Source organism: Pseudomonas sp. B10(2017) (genome assembly GCF_002113295.1).
Lineage (GTDB): Bacteria > Pseudomonadota > Gammaproteobacteria > Pseudomonadales > Pseudomonadaceae > Aquipseudomonas > Aquipseudomonas pudica.
In genome coordinates, this window is record NZ_NEJU01000018.1 from 1 (window position 1) to 10,677 (window position 10,677).

The following is a 10,677-nucleotide window of genomic DNA, read 5'->3' on the forward strand; positions in this document are numbered from 1 at the left end:
AGGCCAGGAGATGAGGTGGTCTGGCGGCGGCCGGTGGGGGAACAGGTGATCGAGATTATCGAGATCGAGGCTGAGCCCTGAGGGGCCGCTGTACGGCCCATCGCCGGCAAGCCAGCTCCCACAGGTACACCACAGGCCTCGAGGACAGTGATATACCTGTGGGGGCCGGCTTGCCGGCGATGGGCTGCACAGCAGCCCCTGCGGCCTCAGATCAAACGACGCCCTGCGCCAGCATCGCATCAGCCACTTTCACGAAGCCTGCGATGTTCGCACCTTTGACGTAGTTGATGCTGCCATCCGCCTCTTCACCGTAATGCACGCAAGCATGGTGAATCGACTGCATGATGTTGTGCAGCTTGCTGTCCACCTCACCGGCAGTCCACAGCAGGCGCATGGCGTTCTGCGACATCTCCAGGCCCGACACGGCCACGCCGCCGGCGTTGGAGGCCTTGCCCGGGGCGTACAGAATGCCCGCTTCCAGGAAGATATCCACAGCCTCCAGAGTGGTCGGCATGTTGGCGCCTTCGGCCACGCAGATGCAGCCATTGCGCAGCAAGGTGCGGGCGTCTTCGGCGTCCAGTTCGTTCTGCGTGGCACACGGCAGGGCAATGTCGCACGGCAGGCTCCACGGGGTCTGGCCCTTGCGGAACTCCAGGCCGAACTGCGCAGCCAGTTCGCTGATGCGGCCACGCTTGACGTTCTTCAGCTCCATCACCGCATCCCATTGGGCATCGGTCAGGCCAGCTTCGGCGTACAGGGTGCCTTCGGAGTCGGACAGCGAAATTACCTTGCCGCCCAGGTCCATGACCTTGCGCGCAGCATACTGGGCCACGTTACCCGAACCGGAAATCGCCACGCGGCAGCCATCGATACGCTTGTCCTGGCGCTTGAGCATTTCTTCAGCAAAGTACACGCAGCCGTAGCCGGTGGCTTCCGGGCGGATCAGGCTGCCGCCGTAGGTCATGCCCTTGCCGGTCAGCACCGAAGTGAACTGGTTGGCCAGGCGCTTGTACTGGCCGAACATGAAGCCGATTTCGCGGGCACCCACGCCGATGTCGCCGGCAGGGACGTCCAGGTCAGCACCAATGTGGCGGTACAGCTCGCTCATGAACGCCTGGCAGAAGCGCATGACTTCGGCGTCGCTCTTGCATTTGGGGTCGAAGTCCGAACCGCCTTTGCCCCCGCCCATGGGCAGCGAGGTGAGGGAGTTCTTGAACACCTGCTCGAAGGCCAGGAATTTCAGCACGCCCAGGTTGACCGACGGGTGGAAGCGCAGGCCGCCCTTGTACGGGCCGATGGCGCTGCTCATCTGGATGCGGTAGCCGCGGTTGACCTGCACCTTACCCTGGTCATCGACCCAGGACACGCGGAACAGCACGGCGCGCTCTGGCTCGACCATGCGCTCCAGAATGCCGGCCTGCAGGTAATGCGGGTTGGCCTCGAGGAATGGCCACAGGCTGCGCAGCACTTCTTCCACCGCCTGGTGGAATTCAGGTTGGGCCGGGTCGCGTTGCTTCAGGCGCGCGAGGAAATTGTCGACAGATTCGATCATGGTAGACATCTCACCAAGAGGATTGGACTTATTGGTTTTTTCACGAATGTACCAAGAAGCAATCGCACCGGAATAGGGCGAAATGTCGTTTTTTTGAATTTATTTGGTGCGTTTTCTATAAGTGTATACAAAACCCAGGACAGCGGCGGCTTCATTCGCGGGCTCGCCCGCTCCCACAGGTTCATCACAGGCCTTGGTTTCCAGGGGCTCCTGTGGGGGCGGGCATGCCCGCGAATGAAGCCAGCACCACTTTCCAGCCAGGCACAAAAATGGGGCCTCAAAGGGCCCCATTCCTGTGCATCAAAACACTGGCTTACTGGGCCAGCTTCTTGTGCCGTACACGGTGCGGCTGGGCAGCAGCATCGCCCAGGCGCTTCTTGCGGTCGGCTTCGTACTCGGTGTAGTTACCCTCGAAGAACACCACGTTCGAGTCGTCTTCGTACGCCAGGATGTGGGTAGCCACACGGTCCAGGAACCAACGGTCGTGGGAAATCACGATCGCCGCGCCCGGGAAGTCCAGCAGGGCTTCTTCCAGCGAGCGCAGGGTTTCGACGTCGAGGTCGTTGGACGGTTCGTCGAGCAGCAGGACGTTACCGCCCTCCTTCAGGGTCAGAGCCAGGTGCAGGCGGCCACGCTCACCACCGGACAGGTCCTTGACGAACTTCTGCTGGTCACCACCCTTGAAGTTGAAGCGGCCTACATAAGTACGCGACGGGATCTCGTAGTTGCCGATGCGGATCATGTCGGAACCGTCGGAAATCTGCTGGAACACCGTCTTGGCACCGTCCAGGTCCTCACGGCTCTGGTCGACGCAGGCCAGTTGCACGGTTTCACCGATCTCGATGCTGCCCGAGTCCGGCTGCTCCTTGCCCATCAGCATGCGGAACAGGGTCGACTTACCGGCACCGTTACCACCGATAACACCAACGATGGCGCCTTTGGGCATGGAGAACGACAGGTTGTCGATCAGCACGCGGTCGCCGTAGCCTTTGGTGACGTTCTTGAACTCGATGACCTTGTCGCCCAGGCGCGGACCGGCCGGGATGTAGATCTCGTTGGTTTCGCTGCGCTTCTGGAATTCCTGCGACTGCATTTCTTCAAAGCGCTGCAGACGGGCCTTGGACTTGGACTGGCGGGCCTTGGCGCCTTTGCGCACCCATTCCAGTTCCTCTTTCATGGCCTTCTCGTGGGCGCTCTGCTGCTTGGATTCCTGCGCCAGGCGCTCGGACTTGGCTTCCAGCCAGCCCGAGTAGTTGCCTTCGTACGGGATGCCGGCGCCGCGGTCCAGTTCCAGGATCCAGCCAGCGACGTTGTCGAGGAAGTAACGGTCGTGGGTAATGGCTACCACGGTGCCCGGGAAGTCGTGCAGGAAGCGCTCCAGCCAGGCCACCGAGTCGGCGTCCAGGTGGTTGGTCGGTTCGTCCAGCAGCAGCATGTCGGGGGCCGACAGCAGCAGGCGGCACAGGGCCACGCGGCGCTTCTCACCACCGGACAGGTGCTCGATGCGTGCGTCCCAGGCCGGCAGGCGCAGGGCGTCGGCGGCAACGTCCAGCTGGCGCTCAAGGTTGTGGCCGTCAGCGGCCTGCAGGATGGCTTCCAGCTTGGCCTGCTCGGCGGCCAGCTTGTCGAAGTCGGCATCCGGTTCGGCGTAGGCGGCGTAGACCTCGTCCAGGCGTGCCTGGGCGTCCTTGATCACGCTGACCGCTTCCTCGACCACTTCGCGCACCGACTTGTTCGGGTCCAGTTGCGGTTCCTGCGGCAGGTAGCCAACGTTGATGTCGGGCATCGGACGGGCTTCGCCGTCGAATTCCTTGTCGACGCCCGCCATGATCCGCAGCAGGGTCGATTTACCGGCGCCGTTCAGGCCGAGCACGCCGATCTTGGCGCCCGGGAAGAACGACAGGGAAATGTTCTTGAGAATTTCCCGCTTCGGCGGCACGACCTTGCTCAGCCGATGCATGGTGTAGACGTATTGAGCCATTCTGGATACCCCAGTCTAAAGGTTAAGAAATACCGGGCAGCCCACGTGAATTTGACCGGGCTGCCATTGCCAAAAAATTCGTTGTCTGGCGTCGCGCTGTTAATTTGGGCTGCAAAAACGCGTAAACAGCCTTCTCGCCATGAAAATGATCCGTTGCGCAGTTGGCGAGGATTGGCCGGGGGTCTGGATGCCGTCGCTGGGTGGTGCAACGCAGTGAAGCAGCCTTTTTCCGCCCTACCTCATGTTCTCGCTACAAAAATCGACCTCGCCATGACGCTCAGAGCCGGCACGCTGCTCGCTCCTGTAGCGCCTGCGGCAGTCGTCGCCGCTGCCAAGCTGGCTATCATCTCAACTACGTGCGACACGCTCAACTGTTCGCCTGCTGGGTGGCAGAAAGGTTGTCCTGTTCATCATTGGACAAAGGGAGGCTGAGCAAAGCGGAGTACGCCCCTCTGGTATAGACCAAGACGGGGCTTGGCCTGCGGACTGAGCATCACCAGCGAAAAAAGTGAATTTTTCATTGCCGTGGGCGAGCGAATTGCCCGCCTGCGCAAAGAACACGGCATCACCCACACTCTGTTGCGCAGATGCTCGATGCCCTGATCGCTCAGGCCACGACCAAAGCAAGCAGCGAAGGAAAGGAGATTTTGCAGTAAGCAGATAAAAAAACACCGGCGCATGGCCGGTGCTGAATGAGGACACCTATCAAATATGAGCAGAAATTCGTTTATATAAAAACTCATAAAAATCTGAAGCGTAATTAACATCTTCACCAGACGGAAGTCGAAAATTCACAGGACACTCACCATCTTTAAACTTTGAATAGTCAAAGAAAAAGACCTCCCCCATATCAGTTTCGCTAATCACAAGCTTTTTGCGATCTACCAGATTATTTTTTATGCCCAAAATATGCTGATAGACAATATCCCCTCCATTGACACCCTCAAAGTCCACGCCATAGATACTGTAAATTTCTTCAGTACCAATCTCGCCACCCGCATACGTCTTTAAAAACCACTTGTACGACCCTGGCAGTTCAAGCCCTAGCCGCTGCTCGGCCTTCTCAATCCAGTCATCACCCACGCAATCGGCCTGGCTACCAAAGCACACGATATCAGGATGCAGTGATACTAAATCCTCAACTTGATGCGTCGTAACTTGGCTCATTCTCAATTCCTAAAGTCTGCAGATCGTTGCTTCCAGTACTGCACCTTCCACTTATCAAAAGCTGCCCTATCAATACCAGAAGGAATTGTATTAGGGTTAATATGAATAGTTGCACTATTGGCTTGGTGAAAATTTTGCGTCATTTCTGCAATAGGCCCTGACTGTGTTTGCGTCATATGGTGCAGGTTCACCGACTCGCCATCTACACCTATGGGCGCTCGACCAGAGGCCATACGCTCAACATTACTACCTGTTATGACTTTGCCACCTTCACGCCAACTAGTTTGCAAATTAGGATCAAATAAATCATTCCGCCGACAGACCTTATTCCCACTAAACTGAATAGGATCTTTTGACCAAAAATTACGTTACTGAGTAAAAACAGAGCCCGCCTCTGTAGCGTTCCCTATTCCTTTTGCACCACTTGAATTAGCTCATTAAAAGTGCCTCCACTGCAATTCGGTCAGTCGACCGGAAGAAAACCTCCAATTGATGCGCCTCATCTCGCCCCCAGTCAAGAGCCGCGTCGCGCAACACCTCCAAGTAAACCTTCAGGTCATCTACTGGCACGTTTGGAGTAACTTCATGCACAAGAACCACCTTGCGGCATGGAATCCATTCAAGATCTCTCAAACAGTCGTAGAGTGCATCCCAATTGAATCCAAAATACCCTGGAAGCCATAGCTGGTAATATAGCGCGCTCAGCAGCTCTTCCGAGAGAGAAATTTTCGGATCAATACGGACATAAAAGACTTCCGCAGCGTCGAATGAAGGCGTGAGATCGGAGTACTTGAATGGCAGCATTTCCACTCCTTGTTTTATTTATTGACTGGGATAAATGTTTTGTAATGACCTGCAGTGTAGTACATCTCACCACCCTTCCCAACAACTGTCCGCTGAGGCCCTGGCCCTGAAACACCTGGGGTAGGATGTACGTACATAAAGTCGATGCAAATTTTAAATTTAATCAAGTCCAAGGCCACCTCACAGCCACTCCACGCTGGCAGCCCTCCTGTCAGTTCATTCTCAACATACCAACGACGCAACTCCATTAAAAGATCTAAAATATCTGTATTGACTCGCCCGCCTGCCGTAAACCAGGCAACGTTACCTTGTTCATCAATGTAGTCATACTCATACTCACAGCTATCTAGCTCCTGGGATAGTTGTGCACGCATAATAACTTTACAGGCTCCATCGGGAGCAATCTCAAACAGAATACCCCCAATATCATTATAGATATCATCATCACTACGCATCAATTTACACCCGGTGAGCTTTTAAATAAAATTTCTTTTGGACGAGCAATACCTATTGAATACTGCACGTTAAAGCTTTCTGGCCGAACAGTATTGCCAAAATAAATAGTCTCAATCTTTACGTTAACTTGCTTTCCCTCCTTGAATGCGGACGCCCATGTATTCCCCATAGATTTCCAAGTACCTTTATTCAAGTTTCCATTCATGGGAAGGAGGTTCAACCTCTCCCCAGGTCCGTTGAATATACTAGGCTCCGTACGAAAAGAGATGTCGCAAACACCGCATGGAACAAGCCAGTGAGACCATGGCGGCATAGCTTTTCGCGAGCTTGTCGAAGCGTGTGACGATGCGGCGATTCTCTTTCAGCCAGCCAAAAATACGCTCAATGATGTTGCGCTGTCAGTATTTGGGCCGATCAAACAGTCTGGGTAAGCCAGGCTTGGGTTTGCGCTTCATTGAGCGCATCGGGATGACGGGTTGCATACGGTACTGGTCGCAGTAACGGCGCAGCGTTTCGGCGTCGTAGCCCTTGTCGGCGAGCAACCATTTGCGGCGCTTGCGCGGGCGGCCACGTTGGTTCGATGGAATGCTGACTTCGTCCAGCAGTGGTTGTGCGTAGCTGATGTCACTGGTTTGACCGCCAGAGAGGAGGAAGCGCAACGGTGTCCCGTTGGCGTCGCAGAGCAAGTGGATCTTAGTTGTCGGGCCACCGCGACTGGAGCCTAGAGCGTGATCGGCAGGTTCGTCAGGCCCCCTTTTTTCCGAGCGCCAGATGAGGCTCGGGTTGCACGTACTGCGGTTGAGTCGATCATCCAGGTTTGCAGATCAATCAAGCCTTGCTCATTCAATCTCAGGTGTAAGCACTTGAGCATCTGATCGAACGTCCCTTGGTTTCGCCAGCCGCGAAACCGTTGATACACCGTTGACCATGGGCCGAAGCGCTCCGGCATGTCTCGCCACGCAGCGCCCGAGCAGAGCACCCAGAGCACGCCATCGAGCATCAGGCGGTCGCTTAGACGCGGTCGCCCCCGACCATGAGTTTCGATGAAGAGATCAGAGACCACATCCCAGGCCTCGTCCGAGAGTTCGTAACGCTTTGCCATCACAGAACTCCTTTCCGTAGATGGCCGGGAACCCTGCAGAATTTCAGCTTCCGAAGGGCGGCAATTGGGTTTCTCGGGATTTCGTACAGAGCCTAGAAGACAGAAGTCGGATAACTAATTGATACATAAGAAAATACTCACCTCGCAAGAGGTGCGTGATGTGTATTGAGATTTTGATCCTGTTAAGGAGCGAAAAATCATGCTCAAAAAGGGCGTATTGAGCAGATAGACCGTAGGTCGTCAGAGGTGGGTGCAAAAGGGGTGCAACTTGAGTGCAGATAGGATGCAGAAAGAGTGCAATCAGGGTGCAAAAGCAACTGAAAATACTGGCGCTAGAGTGCGCCGGATATCCACCAAAGCAAACAAAACGCGTAGCGAAGGATGGGACGGTTTTGAACGTAAAGCGAAATACAACACCGGCCCAAGGCCGGTGTCAAAGGTGTGTAGCGCTCAAGAAAAAATCTATTTTGCAAGTTTGGCTTTCAAGACTGCCCGATCAATCATGCCATCAGTAATGTAGGGTACAAAACCAAGCCTGTCTCCCATCTCAAAGCTCTTCTTGTAACCGTCCAATCGTTCAACGTCACCAGCTATTGCCAATGCAGCCAAGTGCCGAAGGGGCATCGCGCCTTTACTGTCAGTCGGCAGACTTCTATAAACCATCAGGCCTGACTCAATATTTTGAGAGCGTGCCCAAGACATGGCTTTCTCAGACATCCTGAGAACATCATCACTAGAAAATTCAGGCAACTTCTCTGGAGGCTCATTACTGACTATTACCGGCGAATATCCGCTCCCCTCTCCCCGCACAAACGCAACAGTTTCCGAGAATTCTTTGGTCGAAACCGATGGCATAAGTGACACCCGAAAATGATCCGAGCGCTTCTTCACAGACGGGATTACTTGAAGTTTAACCCCATCAACATCTGTCACGCAAAAATAATCCCCGACTTCATCCTTGCTACAAACCCAGCCCAGCTCCGTCAAAACTGAAGCCACATCTTTTTCCTTCATAACTTAGCACCAGGAAAATTCATTATCTCAATAGGGATACCGTTAGGATAACCTTGATCCTTTAGTGGTACGCCTGGCGTGAGGCCAAAACTTTCGGCAACTTTCCCCCTTGGAATTGAAGCCCCATCTTTTATTTGAGGGAAAATTTCTGACTGACGAATACTCAAGTCCGCGCCCCCTGTCTTAACCTCAATAATTCTCAAGGTCCCATCAGGTGCTTCGGCCACGATATCTGGCCTACAACGACCAGTTCCGCAGGAGCTACCGAATGACATTTCCTTTTCGCTGACTCTGAACCCTTGAGACGAAAGTTAATCCTTTATGTCATCCACCATATTCAAGTGATGATCATAGTGATCTTTGATGGTGACCTTCGGATCTGTTGCAGTACCTTTTGCACCGCTGGTAGCTTTGCCTAGTATCACCACCGCCGCTAACTTGACTACATCATCCCGCATAGCACCTTTATCGACAAGATTAATGATTCCTGGCACATCCACCGGCGCCAAGGTCGAGCCGAGCAAGCCGTCCTGACGTGCCCGTTCATTGATTGCCTCTGCTGATCTGGCTGGGCCTGCGAAACATGACGGCGAACTGGGGCTCAGCGGCGCAGGATTGGAAAAGTGCGATGAATCAAATTCGCGATTTGTACGGAGATCGGTTCATCAGGCCGACCCAGTGAAAATCAGGGCCTGCCAGACGGCAGGCCGTTACCGGCCCGTACACAAAAAATCTGACACTTCCCAAAAGCACACCATGTTCAGCCTAAGCCTCTACATCTAAACTTGCCACTTAATTCTCAAGGATAAATAAAGTCGATGCTAATTTTAAATTTAATCAAGTCCAAGGCCACCTCACAACCACTCCACGCTGGCAGCCCTCCCGTCAGCTTATTCTCAACATACCAACTACGCAACTCTATTAAAAGATCTAAAATATCTGTATTTACTCGCCCGCCTGCCGTAAACCAGGCAACGTTACCTTGTGCATCAATGTAGTCATACTCATACTCACAGCTATCTAGCTCCTGGGATAGTTGTGCACGCATAATAACTTTACAGGCTCCATCGGGAGCAATCTCAAATAGAATATTCCCAATGTCATTGTAGATATCATCACTACGCATCAATTTCCACCCGGCGAGTTTTTAATACAACTTCTTTTGGACGAGCACTACCTATTGAATACTTCACATAAAAGCTTTCTGGCCGAGCACTATTGCCAGAATAAATAGGCTCAATCTTTACGCTAACTTGCTTTCCCTCCTTAAGTGCGGACACCCATGTATTCTCCATAGATTTCCAAGTACCTTTATTCAAGTTCCCATTCATGGGAAGGAGGTTCAACCTCTCCCCAGGTCCGTTGAATATACTAGGCTCCGTACGAAAAGAGATGTCGCAAACACCGCATGGAACAAGCCAGTGAGACCATGGCGGCATAGTTTTTCGCGAGCTTGTCGAAGCGTCTGACGATGCGGCGATTCTCTTTCAGCCAGCCAAAATGCGCTCAATGATGTTGCGCTGTCAGTATTTGGGCAGATCAAACAGTCTGGGTAAGCCAGGCTTGGGTTTGCGCTTCATTGAGCGCATCGGGATGACGGGTTGCATACGGTACTGGTCGCAGTAACGGCGCAGCGTTTCGGCGTCGTAGCCCTTGTCGGCGAGCAACCATTTGCGGCGCTTGCACGGGCGGCCACGTTGGTTCGATAGAATGCTGACTTCGTCCAGCAGTGGTTGTGCGTAGCTGATGTAACTGGCTTGACCGCCAGAGAGGAGGAAGCGCAACGGTGTCCCGTTGGCGTCGCAGAGCAAGTGGATCTTAGTTGTCGGGCCACCGCGACTGGGGCCTAGAGCGTGATCGGCAGGTTCGTCAGGCCCCCTTTTTTCCGAGCGCCAGATGAGGCTCGGGTTGCACGTACTGCGGTCGAGACGATCATCCAGGTTTGCAGATCAATCAAGCCTTGCTCATTCAATCTCAGGGGTGAGCGTTTGAGCATCTGATCGAACGTCCCCTGGTTTCGCCATCCGCGAAACCGTTGATACACCGTTGACCATGGGCCGAAGCGCTCCGGCATGTCTTGCCACGCAGCGCCCGAGCAGAGCACCCAGAGCAGGCCATCGAGCATCAGGCGGTCGCTTAGACGCGGTCGCCCTCGACCATGAGTTTCGATGAAGAGATCAGAGGCCACATCCCAGGCCTCGTCCGAGAGTTCGTAACGCTTTGCCATCACAGAACTCCGTTCCGTAGATGGCCGGAAACCCTACAGAATTTCAGCTTCCAAAGGGCGGCAATTGGGTTTCGAGGCAACCTCACCTGCGCCTTTTGCACCAACCGACCCCTAGGTTTTTATTTCTTCAATCCCACCAAGTGCTTAAATGGCCCCTCATCTAAATCAAACCCTAGATCTGTGATAAGTCTAACTGCCTCCTGGTACTCGTCGTCCGTAATAGAAATATCAAATTCACAAATGTGATCGCATAGTATCTCAAAGGCTAGGCCTTCCTCATTGTACGCGACATAGTCCAAAGCCCCTTGGAGCAGGCCAGCTTCCAATCGGCCGTCGAATTTCTTCCCGAATTCAATAATACGATCTGCAAACAT

The 10,677-nt window shown here is 53.9% G+C and carries 13 protein-coding genes and 2 pseudogenes; all 15 read right to left on the reverse strand.

The genetic code is table 11. The features are described 5' to 3' along the window. Positions 1–211: 211 nt before the first annotated feature. The gene (gene gdhA, locus CAF92_RS19850; protein WP_085601694.1) at positions 212–1,552 is read right to left on the reverse strand and encodes an NADP-specific glutamate dehydrogenase; all 1,341 of its coding nucleotides are present in this window, start codon (positions 1,550–1,552) and stop codon (positions 212–214) included. 313 nt (positions 1,553–1,865) lie between these two features. After that, positions 1,866–3,533, reverse strand: coding sequence for an energy-dependent translational throttle protein EttA (gene ettA / locus CAF92_RS19855; protein WP_085601695.1), 1,668 nt, complete (start codon positions 3,531–3,533; stop codon positions 1,866–1,868). 705 nt (positions 3,534–4,238) lie between these two features. Then, positions 4,239–4,700: an SMI1/KNR4 family protein gene (locus tag CAF92_RS19860; RefSeq protein ID WP_085601696.1), complete on the reverse strand. Its 462-nt coding sequence runs from the start codon at positions 4,698–4,700 to the stop codon at positions 4,239–4,241. 2 nt (positions 4,701–4,702) lie between these two features. Next, complete coding sequence (locus CAF92_RS19865; protein ID WP_256573777.1) at positions 4,703–4,933, reverse strand: HNH/ENDO VII family nuclease; 231 nt, start codon at positions 4,931–4,933, stop codon at positions 4,703–4,705. Positions 4,934–5,129: 196 nt separating this feature from the next. Beyond that, positions 5,130–5,504 (reverse strand): barstar family protein, encoded by a 375-nt coding sequence (locus CAF92_RS19870; RefSeq protein WP_085601698.1) that lies wholly within the window; start codon positions 5,502–5,504, stop codon positions 5,130–5,132. Between the two features lie 14 nt (positions 5,505–5,518). After that, positions 5,519–5,959: a hypothetical protein gene (locus CAF92_RS19875; RefSeq protein WP_218191748.1), complete on the reverse strand. Its 441-nt coding sequence runs from the start codon at positions 5,957–5,959 to the stop codon at positions 5,519–5,521. After that, entirely contained in the window at positions 5,959–6,273 is a 315-nt protein-coding gene (locus CAF92_RS27900; RefSeq protein ID WP_085601699.1) for a DNA/RNA non-specific endonuclease, read from the reverse strand. The genes CAF92_RS19875 and CAF92_RS27900 overlap by 1 nt, the downstream gene beginning before the upstream one ends. Continuing rightward, positions 6,206–7,062, reverse strand: a pseudogene (locus tag CAF92_RS19885) (IS5 family transposase). Before CAF92_RS19885 ends, CAF92_RS27900 begins: the two are co-directional and overlap by 68 nt. Before the next feature lie 462 nt (positions 7,063–7,524). Further along, positions 7,525–8,076 (reverse strand): hypothetical protein, encoded by a 552-nt coding sequence (locus tag CAF92_RS19890; protein ID WP_075043689.1) that lies wholly within the window; start codon positions 8,074–8,076, stop codon positions 7,525–7,527. Then, the gene (locus CAF92_RS27365; protein WP_158090607.1) at positions 8,073–8,243 is read right to left on the reverse strand and encodes a hypothetical protein; all 171 of its coding nucleotides are present in this window, start codon (positions 8,241–8,243) and stop codon (positions 8,073–8,075) included. The genes CAF92_RS19890 and CAF92_RS27365 overlap by 4 nt, the downstream gene beginning before the upstream one ends. Positions 8,244–8,387: 144 nt before the next feature. Continuing rightward, positions 8,388–8,600 (reverse strand): hypothetical protein, encoded by a 213-nt coding sequence (locus CAF92_RS27035; RefSeq protein WP_143516173.1) that lies wholly within the window; start codon positions 8,598–8,600, stop codon positions 8,388–8,390. A 275-nt stretch (positions 8,601–8,875) separates the two neighbouring features. Then, positions 8,876–9,202, reverse strand: a complete 327-nt coding sequence (locus CAF92_RS19895) for a hypothetical protein (RefSeq protein WP_085601700.1) — start codon at positions 9,200–9,202, stop codon at positions 8,876–8,878. Then, complete coding sequence (locus CAF92_RS27905) at positions 9,195–9,515, reverse strand: DNA/RNA non-specific endonuclease (protein ID WP_371916249.1); 321 nt, start codon at positions 9,513–9,515, stop codon at positions 9,195–9,197. Before CAF92_RS27905 ends, CAF92_RS19895 begins: the two co-directional genes overlap by 8 nt. Next, positions 9,448–10,303 (reverse strand): annotated as a pseudogene (locus CAF92_RS19905) (IS5 family transposase). Before CAF92_RS19905 ends, CAF92_RS27905 begins: the two are co-directional and overlap by 68 nt. A 119-nt stretch (positions 10,304–10,422) precedes the next feature. Then, positions 10,423–10,677: a MafI family immunity protein gene (locus CAF92_RS19910; protein ID WP_075043697.1), complete on the reverse strand. Its 255-nt coding sequence runs from the start codon at positions 10,675–10,677 to the stop codon at positions 10,423–10,425.

Coding starts and splice junctions, on each gene's coding strand:
- gdhA (WP_085601694.1), bottom strand. CDS start 1,552: ATGATCGAATCTGTCGACAATTTCCTCGCGCGCCTGAAGCAACGCGAC.
- CAF92_RS19860 (WP_085601696.1), bottom strand. CDS start 4,700: ATGAGCCAAGTTACGACGCATCAAGTTGAGGATTTAGTATCACTGCAT.
- CAF92_RS19870 (WP_085601698.1), bottom strand. CDS start 5,504: ATGCTGCCATTCAAGTACTCCGATCTCACGCCTTCATTCGACGCTGCG.
- ettA (WP_085601695.1), bottom strand. CDS start 3,533: ATGGCTCAATACGTCTACACCATGCATCGGCTGAGCAAGGTCGTGCCG.
- CAF92_RS27900 (WP_085601699.1), bottom strand. CDS start 6,273: ATGCCGCCATGGTCTCACTGGCTTGTTCCATGCGGTGTTTGCGACATC.
- CAF92_RS19890 (WP_075043689.1), bottom strand. CDS start 8,076: ATGAAGGAAAAAGATGTGGCTTCAGTTTTGACGGAGCTGGGCTGGGTT.
- CAF92_RS19895 (WP_085601700.1), bottom strand. CDS start 9,202: ATGCGTAGTGATGATATCTACAATGACATTGGGAATATTCTATTTGAG.
- CAF92_RS19865 (WP_256573777.1), bottom strand. CDS start 4,933: ATGGCCTCTGGTCGAGCGCCCATAGGTGTAGATGGCGAGTCGGTGAAC.
- CAF92_RS19910 (WP_075043697.1), bottom strand. CDS start 10,677: ATGTTTGCAGATCGTATTATTGAATTCGGGAAGAAATTCGACGGCCGA.
- CAF92_RS19875 (WP_218191748.1), bottom strand. CDS start 5,959: ATGCGTAGTGATGATGATATCTATAATGATATTGGGGGTATTCTGTTT.
- CAF92_RS27905 (WP_371916249.1), bottom strand. CDS start 9,515: ATGCCGCCATGGTCTCACTGGCTTGTTCCATGCGGTGTTTGCGACATC.